Source organism: Sinorhizobium americanum (assembly GCF_001651855.1).
GTDB classification, from domain to species: Bacteria; Pseudomonadota; Alphaproteobacteria; order Rhizobiales; family Rhizobiaceae; genus Sinorhizobium; species Sinorhizobium americanum.
On record NZ_LNQC01000077.1, the window covers coordinates 58,936 to 76,637 of the forward strand.

Below are 17,702 nucleotides of genomic sequence, written 5' to 3' on the forward strand. Positions count from 1 at the left end.
CAGCGCCGTGCGTCCTTTCAGACGCACAAAGGACGCTGTAGCACTTGGAATTACTGCATGTTTTGCCCTTAAATCGGCTACGATTTAAGGAACATACAGTAGCGTGAAAAAGCCTCAGGTTGACAAGCCGCGAATATGGGAGCAAAGCGCATTCGATGCCCATCTCGCGGGCATGCTTCACCCACGAAGGACCAACCCAAGATGAACCCCGACAGTCGAAGTCGAGTCTTCATTGCGGCCGCACGGACCTGATTGATCAGGGCTCCAGGCGGTCCGATGACCTCGCCCATGGAGCCCAGAATGCTGCGCATCTACACAAGCCAGAACGGCCACCTCGTGTTTGTCGATCGTGTCAGCGGTCCTGTCTTTCAGGAGCCGGTGACCTGGTTCGACCTCTTCAATCCATCCGCCGATGAGACGCGTTTTGTCGAGGAGCATCTCGGCATCGCCATTCCGACCCGCGACGAGATGCAGGAAATCGAGTTGTCCGACCGGCTGTACCAGGAGGACGGCGCGGAGTTCATGACCATGACCGCGACCGCCAAGCTCGACAGCGACTATCCCGCCAAGGTGCCGGTGACCTTCGTCCTGAAGGGCGCCACGCTCGTCACGGTCCGCCACGCCGACCCGAAGCCGTTCCAGCTCTATGCAACGCGCATTCAGAAGCCGAACGGCGCCGTCTGCGAGACGGGTGAACTAGTCATGCTGGGTTTGATCGAGGCAATGATCGACCGGATCGCCGACGCGCTGGAACGTGCCGGCAACGAGGTCGACGCGATCTCGCGCGAGATCTTCCGCAAGTCGCATGCCAGCGCCACCAAGAAGACGCGCGACCTGCAGTCGCTGATCGAGCAGATCGGTCAGAAGGGCGACCTTCTGACGACCATCCGCGAAAGCCTGGTCAGCATCGGCAGGCTCGTCGCCTATCACGTCGCGGCGGAAGGCAGCACTGCGCGCAAGGCCGCCAAGGAGAGCCGGCAGCGGATCAAGCTGATCCAGCGCGACGCCGCCTCGCTCGGCGACCACGCGCTGTTCCTGTCGAACAAGATCAACTTCCTGCTCGACGCGACGCTCGGCCTGATCAATCTCGAGCAGAACCAGATCATCAAGATCTTCTCGGTCGCCTCCGTCGTGTTCCTGCCGCCGACACTGGTCGCCTCGGTCTATGGCATGAACTTCGACGCGATACCGGAACTGCACTGGAACTTGGGTTATCCCTATGCACTGGTGCTGATGGTCATGTCCGCGCTGTTGCCGTATCTCTATTTCAAGCGCAGGGGCTGGCTGTAGATGACGCAGTCGAGACCCCTCCCCAACCCCTCCCCACAAGGGGCACGGGCTTGCCCGCCGCGGCCCGCCGAGCGCCATCTGCGACATCCGAACTCGCGGATCCGCTCGAAGCGGCCGAATCGGGCGCGGCATTGTAAGTCCCTCCCCCTTGTGGGGAGGGGTTGGAGAGGGGTTGCGCCGCAGGATCGCCTCTCCGCCGAGAGACGTTCACTGTCGTCGACCACGCGAGAAATCGCATGAGCACCAAAAACCTCATCAATCGACGCAGCTTCGTCAAAATGGCCGGCGCTGCCTGGCTGACGACGCTTGGCTCCCGCGGCGCCGTCGCGCTCGAGCGGGCCGACGCCGTCTTCGCCTCGGCCTTCATGGCACCGGATGGCAGCTATGGCGTGGCGACGCTGACGGAGGAGGGAGAGATCGTCGAGCGGACGCTGCTGCCGGCGCGGGCCCACGGCATGGCCTCCTCGCCGGCAACCGGCCGCGCCGTCGCCTTTGCGCGCCGGCCGGGGACCTATGCTATGATCCTGGCGACCGGCGGCACAGCCGAGCCGGTCGTCATCACCGCCGCCGAAGGTCGCCATTTCTTCGGCCATGGCTGCTTCTCCGCCGACGGGCGACTGCTCTACGCCACGGAAAACGATTTCTCCGCCAATCGTGGCATGATCGGCGTCTATGACGGTACGCGCGGCTTTGCCCGCATCGATGAATTCCCGACCTATGGCATCGGCCCACACGATATGACGCTGACCGCCGACGGCCGGACGCTCGCAATCGCCAATGGCGGCATCGAGACCCATCCGGATTTCGGCCGCACCAAGCTCAACCTCGACCACATGGAACCAAGCCTCGTCCTGGTCGATACGGCGACCGGCGCGCTCATCGAGAAACACGGCCTGCCGCCGGAGCTCAAGCAGCTTTCCACCCGCCACGTCGATATCAGCCCCGACGGTAGTATCTGGTTCGCCTGCCAGTACGAGGGCGCACGCGACGATCTGCCGCCGCTGGTCGGGCATTTCAAAAAGGGGGAGGAACTGAGTTTTGTCCCCCTCCCCGAGCGCACGACCGCCGCCCTCGCCAATTATGTCGGCGCCATCGCCATCAACCGCCGCGAGGGACTTGTCGGGCTCACGTCGCCGAAAGGCAATGTCGCCGTGACGCTCGATGCGAAAACGGGTGTGGTCTTGAAGGAGGAACGGGTCTTAGATGCGGCGGGCGTTGCCACCGCGAGACCCGGCTTCGCCGTCTCGTCCTATGATGGCCGGTTCAAGAATCGTCGAAGCCCGGTCGCCTGGGACCAGCACATCGTCCGGCTGGGATAGCGCCAGATCAATAAGAGACCCCTCCCTATAAGTGGGAGGGGCTACGCGGCCGCGGCGACCGCCTGCCCAGATTCCGCAGGGCATTCGTCGAAAGCGTTGAGACCGAGCGGAAATCGGCGCGGCAGGGTTAAGCCCCTCCCACCTGTAGGGAGGGGTTGGGGAGCGGCCTTGTTATGGATCAGGCCGAGGTCTTGCCGACACCGGAAAGCTTGGCCAGGTCATCCCAGCGATAGGCGATCTGCTCGAGGCTCTCGCGGCCGACGCTGACCCGGCCCTCTCCCACCGCCCGCGCGCCGAGCCGCTCGTAGAAGGCCCGGTTCGGATTGCCCTTGAGCACCCAGGCGAAGAGCGACGAGGCCTGCAGCTCCCGGCAGTGGACCGCGACCGTGCGCACCAGCGCCGCACCAATGCCCGCGCCATGGAACTCCGGCAGAAGATAAAGCTCGTAAAGTTCCCGGTCGAAGGCCGGCGGCATGGACCGCGCCCGGCCGTAATTCGCAAAACCCACCACTCGATCTTCCGAGAGATCGACGGCGACCAGGAGGAAGGCGCCCGGGATTCGCATTCGCCGCGCGTGACCGATCGCCTGGTCCTCGACCTTCATTGCATCGAGATAGGCATCGGAAATGATGCCGCGAAAGGTCGCGCGCCAGGTGCTCACCAGGACCGATGCGATCATCATTACGTCATCCGGTAGGGCCGGGCGGATCTCGATGCGCCTGAAGTTCCTCATCCGGATGATATATGGATGCGGCGTGCGTCCCGAAAGCCCGTCGGCACCGGGTTCACGGTCGTGACGTACGGATGATTGCGCTTGTCCTCGGTCGCGACGCATGCAACTGTCGGCGCGACGGGGTCTGCAGGCCCATACTGCAAGGGGCTTTTCAAATTGAGGGACGACAGCGAACCGCACGATTTCCGTGCCCGCATCCGCGAAAGCTTCGACCGCCAGGCCGCCATGCGCACGATCGGCGCGGAACTCACGCGCGTCGAGCAGGGCACGGTGGAAATCGAACTGCCGTTCGATCCCAAGCTAACGCAGCAGCACGGGCTGCTGCATGCCGGGGTGATCTCGGCAGCGCTCGATGCCGCCGGCACCTATGCGGGCTATTCGCTCATCGACCCCGATGCATCGCTGCTGACCATCGAATTCAAGGTCAATCTCCTTTCGCCCGGTCGCGGCGAGCGCTTCCTCTTTCGCGGCGAGGTCACCAAACCGGGCACGACGATCATCGTCTCGGACGGCAAGGCCTATGCCGTCCGATCCGACGGACCGGCGAAGCTCATCGCCTCGATGACCGGAACGATGATGGTGGTGCGCGGCCGCGAGGGGATCGAGGGATGAGTTTCGAGTTGAAGCCGGTGGCCGGCAAGAACATCCTCTACGTGATGGCCGTCGACCCGGAATACGGCCCCTGCCTCAAGCAGCGGATCAGGCCGCTGATGACCGGCGTCGGCCCGGTCGAGGCGGCCGTCCGCCTGACCAGGGCGCTTTGCGAGCTCAAGGCCGCGGGCAGGCTGCCGGATCTTGTCGTCTCGCTCGGCTCCGCCGGTTCCGCGACGCTCGAACAGACCGAAATCTACCAGGCGACCTCGGTCGGCTATCGCGACATGGACGCCTCGCCGCTCGGTTTCGAGAAGGGCGCAACACCATTTCTCGACCTGCCGGCCGTCGTCAAGCTGCCGCATCGGGTCCCGGGCGTGAAGGAGGCGCGGCTTTCGACCGGCGCCGGTATCGTCTCCGGCAAGGCCTATGACGAGATCGACGCCGACATGGTCGAGATGGAGACCTATGCCATCCTGCGCGCTTGCCAAGCCTTCGAGGTACCGCTGATCGGGCTGCGCGGCATATCGGACGGCAAATCGGAGCTGAAGCATGTCGACGACTGGACGGAATATCTGCACATCATTGACGAGAAGCTGGCAGATGCGGTGGACCGGCTGGAAAAGGCGCTCGGCACGGGCCAAATCCGGCTCTGACGGTTCTGCAGGAGGTCCTAAATTGTCGGGGTGCAATGAAATCGTTGCGCCAAAGGCGGCCTTTCATTAAAGGCTCGCCATGATCAAGCTTGCCTGAAGGCCCGCCATGACCCAGACAGCCCATCCCGACACCGTCCTCATCGTCGATTTCGGCAGCCAGGTGACGCAGCTCATCGCCCGGCGCGTGCGCGAGGCCGGCGTCTACTGCGAGATCGTGCCGTTCCAGTCGGCTGAAGAGGGCTTCAGGCGCCTGAGCCCGAAGGCGGTGATCCTGTCCGGCAGCCCGGCATCGACCCTCGAGATCGGCTCGCCGCGCGCGCCGTCGGTGATCTTCGAAAGCGGCCTGCCGGTCTTCGGCATCTGCTACGGCCAGCAGACCATGTGCGCCCAGCTCGGCGGCAAGGTGGAAAGCGGCCATCACCGCGAATTCGGCCGCGCCTTCCTGGAGGTCGAGAAGGATTGCGCCCTCTTCGACGGGGTCTGGTCGCTCGGCTCGCGCCACCAGGTATGGATGTCGCATGGCGACCGGGTGACAGCACTGCCCGAGGGCTTCGAGGTGGTGGCGACCTCTTCCAATGCCCCCTTCGCCTTCATCGCCGACGAGAAGCGCAAATATTACGCCGTGCAGTTCCACCCGGAGGTGGTGCACACGCCGGACGGCGCCAAGCTCATCTCCAACTTCGTCCACAAGATCGCCGGCATCCGCGGCGACTGGACGATGTCGGCCTACCGCGCCAAGGCGGTCGAAGCGATCCGCCAGCAGGTCGGCGACAAGAAGGTGATCTGCGCGCTCTCGGGCGGCGTCGATTCCTCGGTTGCGGCGCTCCTCATCCATGAGGCGGTCGGCGACCAGCTCACCTGCATCCTCGTCGACCACGGCCTGATGCGCAAGGACGAGGCGGCGAACGTCGTCGCCATGTTCCAGGAGCATTACAATCTCCACCTGCTCCACATCGACGCATCCGATCGCTTCATCGGCGAGCTTACGGGCGTCAGCGATCCGGAGACCAAGCGCAAGATCATCGGCCGGCTGTTCATCGAGGTCTTCGAGGAAGAGGCGAAGAAGCTCGGCGGCGCCGATTTCCTCGCCCAGGGCACGCTTTATCCGGACGTCATCGAAAGCGTTTCCTTCACCGGCGGCCCGTCGGTGACGATCAAGTCGCATCACAATGTCGGCGGCCTGCCGGAGCGCATGAACATGCAGCTCGTCGAGCCGCTGCGCGAACTCTTCAAGGACGAAGTGCGCGTGCTCGGCCGCGAGCTCGGCCTGCCGGACAGCTTCATCGGCCGCCACCCCTTCCCCGGCCCCGGTCTTGCCATCCGCTGCCCGGGCGGCATCAGCCGCGAGAAGCTCGAAATCCTGCGCGAGGCGGATGCCATCTATCTCGACGAGATCCGCAAGGCAGGCCTCTACGACGCCATCTGGCAGGCCTTCGCCGTGCTGCTGCCGGTGCAGACGGTCGGCGTCATGGGCGACGGGCGCACCTACGAATTCGTCTGTGCGCTGCGCGCCGTCACCTCGGTCGACGGCATGACCGCCGACTTCTACCACTACGACATGGAATTCCTGGGCCGCGCGGCGACCCGCATCATCAACGAGGTGCGCGGCATCAACCGCGTCGTCTACGATGTGACCTCGAAGCCGCCGGGCACGATCGAGTGGGAGTGAGCGCTGAGCTCGGGAAACAATTCCTCATCACCCCTACATCGGGTGTTTCATGACGGATGTCGCCTGAGCCGCGCCTTTCGTTAATGCTCGTCTCTGGACACGTTTTGCCCCTATGCTTTGAACGGGCCGCAATCACCCACTTACGAGGTTTCCATGTCTCCCCAGGAAAAGCGCTTGCGCATCGTCCGCCAGGTTGTGATTTTCGGCGCCGTCATGGTCGCGTTTCTGATCTACGTGACTTACCGGCTCAAAACCGGCGACTTCGGTTAGCGCCGCCGAACTGGCCGATATCGATTTGCAAAGCGTCTCGTGCAGAGGCAGAAACGACGTGGAAATTTCCGAGATCATCATCGCCGGCGATACGCCCGGCCTCGAATGGCGGCTGCCGGTGTTCCGGTTTACCGGGACTAGACCTGAGGCACCGCGGACCTATATCCAGGCCGCCCTCCACGCCAACGAGCTGCCCGGCACGGCACTGCTTCACTTTCTCCTAGAGCGACTGCGCCAGGCCGAGAGCGAAGGCGCGATCCTCGGCGATATCACCGTCGTCCCGCAGGCGAACCCGATCGGATCGGCGCAGGCGCATTTCGGCGAGCTGCAGGGCCGCTTCGATCTCGGCACCCGCACCAACTTCAACCGCGACTTTCGGCTGATCGCACTCGGCGAGCGCGCCGGCCTCGTCGAGGGCCTCGATCGGCATTCGGCCATCGACCGGCTGAAGCGGCATCTCCTTCATATGGCGCTCGGCTGCGACCTGGTGCTCGACCTCCATTGCGACGACGAAGGGCTGCAATACGCCTATATCGACGAGGCCTTCTGGCCGGAGGCCGCGGACCTTGCCGCCGCACTCGACATGCGGGCGGTGTTCCTCTCCGACGGCGAAAGCTCCGCCTTCGAGGAGGCCGTCGCTTATGCCTGGAAACACGAGAGCGGCGGCGAAAAGAAGGTTTTGCTGCCCGGCCGGCTTTCGGCGACCGTGGAGCTGCGCGGCACGCGCGATGTCTATCCTGACCTGGCCCGCAAGGATGCCGAGGGCCTCTATCGTTTTCTCGCCGGACGCGGCGGCGTCGCGGCGAACGACGATCCTCTCCCGACCTTTGGCGGCGTGGTCGCGCCGCTCGACAATATCGAGATGATCCGCGCGCCGGCAGCCGGTGCGATCCTCTTTCACCGGGACCCCGGCGAACGCGTCAAGGCCGGAGACCTGCTCGCGACGATCCTGGCCAGGCCCGGCATCCCGGATGGAGCGGTCGCGGTTCGGGCGCCGCAGGACGGCCTGATCGTCACCCGCGTTTCGACCCGCTTCGCCCGCCGCCGATCGGACCTGATGAAGATCGCCTGCGCCGAGCCGTCGCGGGCATTGCGCAGGCCGGGGACGCTGGAGGCGTGACCCTTGAGTGACCCTTGAGCGCCCCTCATCCCCCCTGCCGGGACCTTCTCCCCCGCAGGCGGGGAGAAGGGGCATGCCGCAACGTCTCAGTCGCTCTCGCTGCATGCCGAAGCGGGAATAAAGTCGCCGCGAGTCTCCTTCGCCCCACTTGCGGGGAGGTGCCGGCAGGCGGATGGGGGGGCATGCGGCGGATACAATTACCGTGACCCGCACGTTGGAATTTCCCAACCGGGGCGAAACGGTCGCTGCTACGGCGTCGAACCACCCTGCAGCTTCGGGCTGTCGAGCAAAATCGTCGAGCGCAGCGTCTTGATCTCGGCGATCTGCTCGAACTCGCTCCAGAGCAGGCGCTTGTAATCCGCCACATCGCGCACCGCGATCTTCAGCAGAAAGTCGAAATCGCCGGCGACCGTATGGCACTCGACCACCTCAGGGATGCGCGATACCAGCTCGATGAACCGCTGTCCGACCTTGGGGGCGGTGCGCTCCAGCGTCACCTCGACAAAGGCGTGGAAGCCGATGCCGAGTGCCTTTGGGTCGACGACGACCGTCTGACGGATGACGCCTGTCGAGTAGAGACGCGCCAGCCGCCGCGACAGCGGCGCCGGCGACAGCCCCACCTTGGCGGCGAGCTCGTTGTTGCTGAGCGATGCGTCATCGATCAGCAACCTGATGATCCGCCGGTCGGTCGCATCCAGTTCGGTTCGTTCGATTTCCATCCCCAGATACCAGCAAATTCGTGCAGTAAATGTACAGCATACCGCAAAAACAGACACCATCACCTACAAAACCAGACAAATCTATCGTCGATTTTGCGCCATGGCTATCTTAAACAGGAATCCGGCAAACGGCTTGCCTTTAGACAAACTCAAGACGACTATCGACCGGTCACCGCTTCAAGGATTTTCCAGCATGTTCGACGCCCTCACCCGCCAACCCGACGATCCGTTGCTGGCCCTGATCGGCCTGTTCAGTAAGGATGAACGCCCCGGCAAGGTGGATCTCGGCGTCGGCGTCTATCGCGACGAAACCGGCCGCACGCCGATCTTCCGCGCCGTCAAGGCGGCGGAAAGGCGGCTGCTTGAGACGCAGGAGACGAAGGCCTATGTGGGCCCCGAGGGAGACCTCGTGTTCCTCGACCACCTGTGGGCCCTCGTCGGCGGCGAGACGGTCGAGCGCAGCCATGTGGCGGGCGTGCAGACGCCCGGCGGCTCCGGCGCATTGCGGCTTGCGGCCGACCTGATCCATCGCATGGGCGGCCGGAAGATCTGGCTCGGCCTGCCGAGCTGGCCAAACCACGCGCCGATCTTCAAGGCAGCGGGGCTGGAAATCGCCACCTACGATTTCTTCGACATTCCGTCGCAGTTGGTGAGCTTCGACAATCTCGTCAGCGCGCTCGAAGGTGCTGCCGCCGGAGACGCCGTGCTCCTGCATGCGAGCTGCCACAACCCGACCGGCGGGGTGCTGTCCGAACCCCAGTGGATGGAGATCGCCGCGCTCGTTGCCGAGCGCGGCCTGCTGCCGCTCGTCGACCTCGCCTATCAGGGTTTTGGCCGCGGCCTCGAGCAGGACGTCGCCGGGCTTAGGCACCTCTTGACCGTCGTTCCGGAAGCGCTCGTCGCGGTTTCCTGCTCGAAATCCTTTGGGCTCTACCGCGAGCGCACCGGCGCGATCTTCGGCGTCACCACCTCGTCCTCCTCCGCCGATACGGTGCGTTCCAATCTCGCCGGCCTTGCCCGCACCAGCTATTCGATGCCGCCGGACCATGGCGCGGCAGTCGTCCGCACGATTCTGGCCGATCCCGAACTTGCCCGCGACTGGGCTGAGGAATTGGAAGGCATGCGGCTGCGCATGACCGGCATCCGCAAAATGCTCGCCGAGGGCCTCAGGGGCCGCTGGCAGAGCTTGGGCGCGATCGCCGGCCAGGAAGGGATGTTCTCGATGCTGCCGCTCGCCGAAGCGGAGGTGATGCGGCTCCGGACCGATCACGGCATCTACATGCCGGGTTCGGGGCGCATCAACATTGCCGGACTGAAGACGGCGGAGGTCGCCGGTGTCATCCAGAAATTCACCAGCCTCTGATCGGATCGCCGGAATGACAGCCGACAGCGAAGCGGTCGACACCACGGTCGAACGCCACAAACACTACGAGGACGTGCTCGCCATCCTGACCGGCACGCTCATCGTCTCCCTGGGGGTGGTGATCTACAGCAAGGCGGTGCTCTTGACCGGCAGCACCGCCGGGTTGGCGCTGCTCCTGCAATATGCGACCGGCACCAGCTTCTGGCTGATGTTCTCGCTCGTCAACCTGCCCTTCTACATCTTGGCGGTGAAGCGCCTTGGCTGGCTCTTCACGCTGCGGACTTTCCTGGCGGTCAGCCTCGTCTCGCTCTTCTCGCGGCTGACGACGCAATGGGTCGAGTTCGCTCGGCTCGACCCGGTCTATGCGGCGGTCGTCGGTGGCGGGCTGATGGGGATGGGACTGCTGGTGCTCTTCCGCCACCGCACGGGCCTCGGCGGCATCAACATCCTGGCGATCTACCTGCAGGAAAAGAGCGGCATCCGCGCCGGCTATTTCCAGCTTGCCGTCGACCTCGCGATCCTGGCCGCCGCCTATTTCGTACTGCCGCCCGCCAACCTGATGCTGTCGGTCCTCGGTGCAACCGTCGTCAACATGATGCTGGCAATCAACCATAGGCCCGGGCGCTATGTCGGCGTGACCTGAGATCGCCGGTTCCGGACTTTTCTCCGCCGCCGCGCGCGCCTATGTGTGATCCCGAATCTGGACGGAAGAGAATAGGCAATGGCGGTCACCATTTACGGCATCAAGAACTGCGACACGATGAAGAAGGCGCGCGGCTGGCTCGACGGCAGCGGCACGGCCTACCGGTTCCACGACTACAAGGCCGAGGGCATCGATCGCGCTCACCTCGAGCGGTGGTGCGCGGAGCTCGGCTGGGAGGCGGTCCTCAATCGCCAGGGCATGACCTTCCGCAATTTGCGGGAGGCGGAGAAGCAGGAGCTGACCGCCGAAAAGGCGATCGCGCTGATGCTCAAGCAGCCGTCGATGATCAAGCGCCCCGTGCTCGAAGCCGATAGCAAGCTGCTCGTCGGCTTCAAGCCCGAACTCTACGAAGCCGAATTCGGCGCTTAAGAGCGATGTCTAGGACGACCCGCGCAACGCAGACGCTCGCAAGGGCCGGCATCTCCTTCACGGTGCACAGCTACGAGTACGATCCGGGCGCCGAGCGCGTCGGCCTGCAGGCGGCCGACGCGCTCGGCGAAGATCCGTCGCGCGTGTTGAAGACGCTGATGGCGGAGGTGGACGGCAAGCCGGTCTGCTGCATCGTGCCCTCTGACCGGGAAGTGAGCATGAAGAAGCTCGCCGCCGCCTTCGGCGGCAAGTCGGCGAACATGATGAAGCCGGCCGACGCCGAGCGGCTGACCGGCTATCACGTCGGCGGCATCAGCCCCTTCGGCCAGAAGAAGCTCGTGCCGACCGCGATCGAGCAAGCCGCACTTGGCGAAGCGCTGGTGTTCATCAATGGCGGCCAGCGCGGGCTGCAGCTGCGGCTTGCGCCTAAGGACGCGCAGGCGGTGCTGAAAGCGATCGGCGCGCCCCTGATTTCCTGACGAGGTCATGACAGTTTTGCAAGCAGCGCCGCGAGCGCCTTGGCCTCTGGCTCACTGAGCTTCGTGCCGACATGCGTCTCGATCGACTGCGAATAGATATCCCACATGCGAGCCCGCATCGCCCTCCCCGCTTCAGTGACGGTGACCCAGCAACCGCGCGCATCCTCGTCATAGGATTCGCGGCGCACCAATCCTTCCTTTTCCAGCCGATCGATCAGACGGGACAGATTGTATTGGGCAAGCAGCGTCCGGGCCTCGATCTCGAACGGGCGTAGCCTGCCTGCTTCGACCTTCACGAGTTCCCAGAGCACGTCGTACCAGGAAAGCGGGGGGAGCCCTGCCGCCTTAAACTCCTTTTCGATGGCCGCAAGAACGCGCTGCTGCGCCCGCATGAGCCCTATCCATGCGTCGGTGGTCGCTGATGTCGGCGCAGCTTTCTCTCTCATACATGCAATTACATCTATCTTGACACGGTTCGCAAGCGGAGATATATGCAATTGCATATAATTCTCTCGCGAGCGGAGGCTCCCATGACCGCGTCACTGACCCTGATCAGCCATCATCTCTGCCCCTATGTGCAGCGGGCCGCCATCGTGCTGACTGAAAAGGGCATTCCCTTCGAGCGCGTCTATATCGACCTCGCCAACAAGCCGGACTGGTTCCTCAAGATCTCGCCGCTCGGCAAAGTGCCGCTGCTGCGCATCGCGCAGGACAAGGGCGAGGCGATCCTCTTCGAAAGCACGGTAATCTGCGAATATCTCGAAGACACTCAGCCGGGCACGAAACTCCATCCGACAGATCCTCTGGTAAGGGCACGGCACCGCGGCTGGATGGAATTCGGCTCCTCCGTCCTTTCCGATCTCTGGGTCTATGAGACCACGCAGGACGGCGAGACGCTCGAAGCCAAGCGCAACGTGCTCAGGACGAAATTCGCGACGGTCGAGGCAGAGCTCGGCGAGGGCCCCTATTTCGCCGGCGCCGATTTCAGCCTTGTCGATGTGGTCTTCGCGCCGATTTTCCGCTATTTCGACCTGTTCGACACGATCGCGGAGCACCGCATCTTCGATGGTCTGCAGCGCGTCGGCGCCTGGCGCAAGGCACTGACCGAGCGGCCGAGTGTCAAGGCGGCAGTCACCGTCGACTACGCCGAGCGACTGTTGGCGTTCCTCGAGAAACATGACGCGGCATTGCTGAAAACGGCACAGATCGCCGCCTGATTGGTGGAATACAGAGCCTTCTGTTTTTGCGGGAAGCGGTCTAAAACGGGCGCACCCGCATAACATCCGAGAAGGAGCTGCCATGAACGCCCCCCTCCAGTCGGCCAGAAATCCCGTCGACCCCGCCAAGCTCGAAAAGCTCGCCGAGGTCGCCATCAAGGTCGGCCTGCAATTGCAGCGCGGCCAGGACCTGGTGATGACAGCACCGATCGCCGCGCTGCCGCTCGTGCGGCTCATCACCAAGCATGCCTACAAGGCCGGCGCCGGGCTGGTGACGACCTTCTATGCCGACGAGGAGGCGACGCTCGCCCGCTACGCCCATGCGCCGGACGAGAGCTTCGACCGGGCCAGCACCTGGCTCTATGAGGGCATGGCAAAGGCCTTCGCTGGCGGCGCGGCCCGTCTTGCGATCGCCGGCGACAACCCGATGCTGCTCGCGTCCGAAGACCCGCAAAAAGTCGCCCGCGCCAACCGAGCCAATTCGATCGCCTACAAACCGGCGCTCGAAAAGATCTCCAATTTCGACATCAACTGGAACATCGTCTCCTATCCGAACCTGTCCTGGGCGAAGCAGATGTTTCCGGACGATCCCGAAGCGATCGCCGTCGAGAAACTGGCAAACGCCATCTTCGCCGCCTCCCGCGTCGACGCCGACGACCCGATCGCCGCCTGGGCGGACCACAATGCCAATCTCCGCCGGCGCTCGGCCTGGCTGAACGAGGAGCGCTTCGCGGCGCTGCATTTCACAGGTCCCGATACCGACCTGACGGTCGGGCTTGCGGACGGCCACGAATGGCACGGCGGCGCTTCGACCGCGAAGAACGGCATCACCTGCAACCCGAACATTCCGACCGAGGAGGTGTTCACGACGCCGCACGCGCTGCGCGTCGAGGGGCATGTGTCGAGCACCAAGCCGCTCTCGCACCAGGGCACGCTGATCGACAATATCCAGGTGCGCTTCGAGGGCGGCCGCATCGTCGAGGCAAAGGCGTCGCGCGGCGAGGAAGTGCTGAAGAAGGTGCTCGACACAGATGACGGCGCCCGCCGGCTCGGCGAAGTGGCGCTGGTGCCGCATTCCTCGCCGATCTCGGCCTCCGGCATCCTTTTCTACAACACGCTCTTCGACGAGAACGCCTCCTGCCACATCGCGCTCGGCCAATGCTATTCGAAGTGCTTCCTCGACGGCGCCAACCTCAGCGAGGAACAGATCCGCGCCCAGGGCGGCAATGCGAGCCTGATCCATATCGACTGGATGATCGGCTCCTGCGAAGTCGACATCGACGGGGTGCGCGCCGATGGCGCCCGCGTGCCAGTAATGCGCCAGGGCGAGTGGGTCTAGCTTCCGCCGGCATTTCCGCCCCTCTTCCGGCCTGCCGGCCACCTTCTCCCCGCAGGCGGGGCGAAGGCGACTCGCGGTACCGTTCCAGTCCCCTCTCCCCGCCGGCGGGGAGAGGGCTAGGGTGAGGCGCATTCCGCCTCAACTCACGAATTTCGGCCGCCGCGCCATCTGCGCCTGCTGACTCAGCCAGACGCTCGCAAAGACGACGACAATGCCGAGCGACTGTACGACAGTCAACTCTTGTCCGAGCACACCCCAGCCGAGCAGGATCGCCACGACCGGGCTCAGGAAGCCGAGCGGGGAGACCTGGGACGGCTCGAGCCGTGACAATCCGCGGAACCACAGGAGATAGGTGAAGGCGGCGCCGATCAGGCCGAGATAGGCGAATCCCAGCAGATTGGATACGGTGAGCGGTGGCAGAGAGGGCTCGAAGAACAATGCCACCGGCACGAGGAGAAGCCCGCCGGCCGCCAATTGCCAGGCGGTGAAGGTCAGCGGCGCGACCGGTGGCGCCCAATGGCGGCTCAGCACCGTCCCGAAGGCCATGGAGACCGCGCCGGCGAGACCGGCCGCGACGCCCAGCGGATCGAGCGCGGCGCCGGGCGTCAGCACCAGTAGCGCCACCCCGCCTATGCCGGCCATGCCGGCGATGACGCTCAGCGCCTTGATCGGCGAACCAAGAACGACACGCGACAGCATCACGACGATCAGCGGCTGGATGGCGCCGACGGTCGCGGCGACGCCGCCCGGAAGGCGGTAGGCCGAGACGAACAGCATCGCCCAGAAGAAGGAGAAATTGAGTGCGCCGAGCAGAAAGCTGCGCGGCCACCAGATGCCCTTCGGCATTTGCCGGACGACGAACAGCAACAGCAGGCCGGCAGGCAGGGCTCTCAGCATGGCCACCGTCAGCGGGTAGCCGGCCGGGAGGAATTCGGTGGTGACCAGATAGGTACTTCCCCAAATCGCCGGGGCTATGGCGGTAAAGGCAAGGTCGAGGTTCTGCTTCATTATCTTTATCTCAAGTAACTTGATATCAAGATAAATGTAGCGCAATTTATCTTGACGTCAAGATACACACTTAGTAGTGCCATGCTGAAGGCGCGGAGAGGCTCCGCTGCCATGCCGTATGGATGGCCATGAAACATAGCGACAAGGACCACGTGGATAGGATCCTGGCACAGTGGCGGCGGGAACGGCCGGAGCTGGACGTTTCCGCCATGGGTCCGCTCGGCCGATTGGCGCGGCTGAGGGCTCATGTCGCCCGCGAGCAGGAAACGGTCTTCACCCAGTACGATCTCTCGTCGGCAAGTTTCGACGTGCTGGCGACGCTCCGCCGCTCCGGCCCGCCCTTTCAACTTTCGCCGGGCGAACTGCTTGCGGCAACAATGGTGACCTCCGGCACCATGACCAACCGCATCGACCAACTCGAAAGAGCGGGCCTCGTCGAGCGGCTGGACAATCCCGAAGACCGCCGCGGCGTGATCATCGCATTGACGCCGGAGGGCTTGCAGCGCATCGATGCCGCAGCGGCCGCACATGTCGCCAACCAGCAGCGCCTGATCGCGGGGCTCGAGCCCGAGGAACGGGAGGCGCTCGACACGCTGCTCAGGAAATTTCTCGCGACATTCGAATGAGCTGATCAGATGCGGCTCAGCAAGGCGCGCACGCGCTTGATATGGCGCTTGCGCTTCGCCTCCGTTGCCCGGTCCATGTCGTGAAGGCTGACCATGCGGAACCGGAGATCCTTGCTGCAGAAGGCGGCGATGCCGCGCTTCAGCAGGCGGCGAACCGGGTTGCCCATATAGAGATGCACGACCCACCAGGGCGAGCCGGTCGTCGTAAGCGCCCAGAACAGCTTTATGTTAGTGAGCCGCGGGATGATGCGTCCGCCCGCCGGATCGTGCTCGAACGCGACACCCGGAGCGAAGACCCGGTCGAAGAAGCCTTTCAGGATCGCCGGAAAATTGAACCACCATTGCGGGACGACGAGCATGAGCCCGTCGGCCGCCTGAAGCCGCTCGATCCAGCCGGCAACTTCGGCGGCATCATATCGCTCGGCAAAATAGCTGGCGCGCTCGGCACCGGTCATTCGCGATTCGAAACCTTCGCGATAGAGATCGAGCAGATCGACGCTGTGACCCCGCCCCTCCAAGGTTTCCTTGGCAGCCTTTGCGACGCTCGCCGCGAAGCTGTCCTCAAGCGGATGGGCGAGCACCAGCAGAATCCGCATCGCCACCCTCTTAGAACAGGCTGCCCTGCTTTGTCGGCACGGCCGTTCGGGCCGTTCGTTTCTTCGGCGCCGCGGGCGAGCCGCCCTCGCCCGCAACCGCCGCAACTCGGCCGTCCGCGAATTCGAGCGACAGCGCCATGCCCTCCGTCACCGCCGCCGCCTGCTTCACCGGTTCGCCCGCTGCATCACGCACCAGGGCAAAGCCGCGCTGCAGGACGTTGCGATAGGACAGCGATTGCAGCACCCGGTCCTGCGCCGCGAGCGCGCCCTTCAGCCGGCGCATATCCGCGGCCATGGCGCCATCGGCGCGCGCGCTCAAGCCCGAGACACGATCCGAGGCGCGGTGGATCTGGCTGACGAGACGCGACGGCAGCGCCCGAAGCGACGCATCGGCGGCGGAAACCCGCGCCTGCCGGCGGTCGAGCTGGCGCTCCACGCAGCGCTCGGCTTTGTTCATTGCCTCAAGAAGATGCCGGCGTTGCTCGCGGATCTTCGTCGTCAGCAGCTCCGGGCGCAGATGGGCCGCGATGCGCTCAAAGCTGCGGCGCTTGTTGGCGGTGTTCATCTGCAGGCCGCGGCCGAGACCGGCGGCCGCCTCGTCGAAGCGTCTCCTTGGCAGGGCCAGCAACTGATCGAGCGACGGCAGCGCCCGGGCGAGCGCTCGTAGCGCGTGGCGGCGGTGATCCATCTGCCGTGTGGCGGCCGCCTGCAGCCGGGCCGAAAGATTGGCGATCTGCGCCTCGATATCGGCCTTCACCGGAACCGCCATCTCGGCCGCGCCGGTCGGCGTCGGCGCCCGCTGGTCGGAGGCGTAGTCGATCAGCGTCCAGTCGGTTTCGTGACCGACGGCCGAGATCAGCGGAATGGCGGAGGCCGCCGCCGCGCGCACCACCGCCTCGTCGTTGAAGCACCAGAGATCCTCGAGGCTGCCGCCACCGCGCGCGACGATCAGCACCTCCGGTCGCGGAATGGCGCCGCCGATCTCGAGCGCGTTGAAGCCGCGGATCGCCGCCTCGATCTCGTCGCACGCCCCATCACCCTGGACGCGCACCGGCCAGACGACGACATGGACGGGAAAGCGATCGGCAATCCGGTGCAGGATGTCGCGGATGACGGCGCCTGTCGGCGAGGTGACGACGCCGATCACCTTCGGCATGAAGGGCAGCTGCCGCTTCCGTGCGGCATCGAACAGGCCCTCTGCCGCGAGCTTGCGCTTGCGCTCCTCGATCATCGCCATCAGCGCGCCGGCACCGGCGGGTTCGAGCGAGTCGATTACAATCTGGTATTTCGACGAGCCGGGAAAGGTCGTGACCCGGCCGGTCGCGATCACTTCCATCCCCTCCTCCGGCCGGAATTTCAGCCGCGCGAAGGTGCCCTTCCAGATCACCGCCTCCATTCGGGCGCGATCGTCCTTCAGCGCGAAATAGGCGTGGCCGGAGGAATGCGGCCCGCGATAGCCGGAAATCTCGCCGCGCACCCGCACATGCTCGAAGGCCTGCTCGAGCGTGCGCTTGATCGAGCCGGACAGTTCCGACACCGAATATTCGGCGACGTTGGATGAAGAATCGGATTCGAAGAACGACGTCATGAGCCCTTTGTAGCCGACCGGGCGCCGAAGATCAGCACTCCGTGGCG

General features: G+C 64.6%; 19 protein-coding genes. 13 read left to right on the plus strand and 6 right to left on the minus strand.

From position 1 onward, the window contains the following. Window positions 1-300 precede the first annotated feature (300 nt). Both ATC00_RS26020 and ATC00_RS26025 read left to right on the plus strand, forming a co-directional pair. Window positions 301-1,290, plus strand: coding sequence for a magnesium transporter CorA family protein (locus ATC00_RS26020; RefSeq protein WP_064255000.1), 990 nt, complete (start codon window positions 301-303; stop codon window positions 1,288-1,290). 236 nt (window positions 1,291-1,526) lie between these two features. Continuing rightward, window positions 1,527-2,609: a DUF1513 domain-containing protein gene (locus ATC00_RS26025; RefSeq protein ID WP_064255001.1), complete on the plus strand. Its 1,083-nt coding sequence runs from the start codon at window positions 1,527-1,529 to the stop codon at window positions 2,607-2,609. A gap of 178 nt (window positions 2,610-2,787) precedes the next feature. Here ATC00_RS26025 and ATC00_RS26030 read toward each other — a convergent pair whose 3' ends face one another. Beyond that, window positions 2,788-3,342, minus strand: coding sequence for a GNAT family N-acetyltransferase (locus ATC00_RS26030; RefSeq protein WP_037377930.1), 555 nt, complete (start codon window positions 3,340-3,342; stop codon window positions 2,788-2,790). A gap of 225 nt (window positions 3,343-3,567) precedes the next feature. Here ATC00_RS26030 and ATC00_RS26035 point away from each other — a divergent pair, with 225 nt between their 5' ends. From ATC00_RS26035 to ATC00_RS26050, 4 genes are all read left to right on the plus strand, one after another. Next, the gene (locus tag ATC00_RS26035; RefSeq protein WP_234782428.1) at window positions 3,568-3,954 is read left to right on the plus strand and encodes a PaaI family thioesterase; all 387 of its coding nucleotides are present in this window, start codon (window positions 3,568-3,570) and stop codon (window positions 3,952-3,954) included. Further along, complete coding sequence (locus tag ATC00_RS26040; RefSeq protein WP_064255002.1) at window positions 3,951-4,589, plus strand: 5'-methylthioadenosine/S-adenosylhomocysteine nucleosidase; 639 nt, start codon at window positions 3,951-3,953, stop codon at window positions 4,587-4,589. Before ATC00_RS26035 ends, ATC00_RS26040 begins: the two co-directional genes overlap by 4 nt. A 106-nt stretch (window positions 4,590-4,695) precedes the next feature. After that, window positions 4,696-6,258 carry a glutamine-hydrolyzing GMP synthase gene (gene guaA, locus ATC00_RS26045; protein ID WP_037377926.1) on the plus strand — a complete coding sequence of 521 codons (1,563 nt, stop codon included), beginning with the start codon at window positions 4,696-4,698 and terminating at the stop codon, window positions 6,256-6,258. Window positions 6,259-6,586: 328 nt separating this feature from the next. Further along, window positions 6,587-7,648 carry a M14 family metallopeptidase gene (locus tag ATC00_RS26050; RefSeq protein ID WP_064255003.1) on the plus strand — a complete coding sequence of 354 codons (1,062 nt, stop codon included), beginning with the start codon at window positions 6,587-6,589 and terminating at the stop codon, window positions 7,646-7,648. Window positions 7,649-7,896: 248 nt separating this feature from the next. On the opposite strand, the gene ATC00_RS26055 is transcribed toward ATC00_RS26050, so the two are convergent. Continuing rightward, window positions 7,897-8,367 carry an Lrp/AsnC family transcriptional regulator gene (locus tag ATC00_RS26055; protein ID WP_037377922.1) on the minus strand — a complete coding sequence of 157 codons (471 nt, stop codon included), beginning with the start codon at window positions 8,365-8,367 and terminating at the stop codon, window positions 7,897-7,899. A 193-nt stretch (window positions 8,368-8,560) separates the two neighbouring features. Between ATC00_RS26055 and tatA the strand changes: the two genes are divergently transcribed. From tatA to ybaK, 4 genes are all read left to right on the plus strand, one after another. Continuing rightward, window positions 8,561-9,730, plus strand: coding sequence for a tyrosine aminotransferase (gene tatA, locus ATC00_RS26060; protein WP_064255004.1), 1,170 nt, complete (start codon window positions 8,561-8,563; stop codon window positions 9,728-9,730). Window positions 9,731-9,743: 13 nt separating this feature from the next. Then, on the plus strand, window positions 9,744-10,373 hold the full coding sequence (locus tag ATC00_RS26065; protein ID WP_037377918.1) for a YitT family protein: 630 nt from the start codon (window positions 9,744-9,746) through the stop codon (window positions 10,371-10,373). A 78-nt stretch (window positions 10,374-10,451) separates the two neighbouring features. Continuing rightward, a complete protein-coding gene (locus tag ATC00_RS26070; protein ID WP_037377917.1) occupies window positions 10,452-10,802 on the plus strand; it encodes an ArsC family reductase in 351 nt (116 codons plus the stop codon). Between the two features lie 5 nt (window positions 10,803-10,807). After that, window positions 10,808-11,281, plus strand: coding sequence for a Cys-tRNA(Pro) deacylase (ybaK, locus tag ATC00_RS26075; protein WP_064255005.1), 474 nt, complete (start codon window positions 10,808-10,810; stop codon window positions 11,279-11,281). Between the two features lie 5 nt (window positions 11,282-11,286). On the opposite strand, the gene ATC00_RS26080 is transcribed toward ybaK, so the two are convergent. After that, window positions 11,287-11,727, minus strand: a complete 441-nt coding sequence (locus ATC00_RS26080; protein ID WP_037377912.1) for a MarR family winged helix-turn-helix transcriptional regulator — start codon at window positions 11,725-11,727, stop codon at window positions 11,287-11,289. Between the two features lie 84 nt (window positions 11,728-11,811). Between ATC00_RS26080 and ATC00_RS26085 the strand changes: the two genes are divergently transcribed. Together ATC00_RS26085 and ATC00_RS26090 are read left to right on the plus strand one after the other, a co-directional pair. Next, a complete protein-coding gene (locus ATC00_RS26085) occupies window positions 11,812-12,498 on the plus strand; it encodes a glutathione S-transferase family protein (RefSeq protein ID WP_037377909.1) in 687 nt (228 codons plus the stop codon). 82 nt (window positions 12,499-12,580) lie between these two features. Next, complete coding sequence (locus ATC00_RS26090) at window positions 12,581-13,837, plus strand: aminopeptidase (protein WP_064255006.1); 1,257 nt, start codon at window positions 12,581-12,583, stop codon at window positions 13,835-13,837. 138 nt (window positions 13,838-13,975) lie between these two features. Here the strand turns inward: ATC00_RS26090 and ATC00_RS26095 are convergent, their stop codons facing one another. Continuing rightward, window positions 13,976-14,845: an EamA family transporter gene (locus ATC00_RS26095; RefSeq protein WP_064255007.1), complete on the minus strand. Its 870-nt coding sequence runs from the start codon at window positions 14,843-14,845 to the stop codon at window positions 13,976-13,978. A 128-nt stretch (window positions 14,846-14,973) separates the two neighbouring features. Here ATC00_RS26095 and ATC00_RS26100 point away from each other — a divergent pair, with 128 nt between their 5' ends. Continuing rightward, window positions 14,974-15,471 (plus strand): MarR family winged helix-turn-helix transcriptional regulator, encoded by a 498-nt coding sequence (locus ATC00_RS26100; protein WP_064255113.1) that lies wholly within the window; start codon window positions 14,974-14,976, stop codon window positions 15,469-15,471. A 5-nt stretch (window positions 15,472-15,476) separates the two neighbouring features. Here the strand turns inward: ATC00_RS26100 and ATC00_RS26105 are convergent, their stop codons facing one another. After that, on the minus strand, window positions 15,477-16,067 hold the full coding sequence (locus ATC00_RS26105; protein WP_064255008.1) for an NAD(P)H-dependent oxidoreductase: 591 nt from the start codon (window positions 16,065-16,067) through the stop codon (window positions 15,477-15,479). Window positions 16,068-16,077: 10 nt separating this feature from the next. Continuing rightward, window positions 16,078-17,655, minus strand: a complete 1,578-nt coding sequence (gene xseA, locus ATC00_RS26110) for an exodeoxyribonuclease VII large subunit (protein ID WP_064255009.1) — start codon at window positions 17,653-17,655, stop codon at window positions 16,078-16,080. Between the last annotated feature and the right edge of the window lie 47 nt (window positions 17,656-17,702).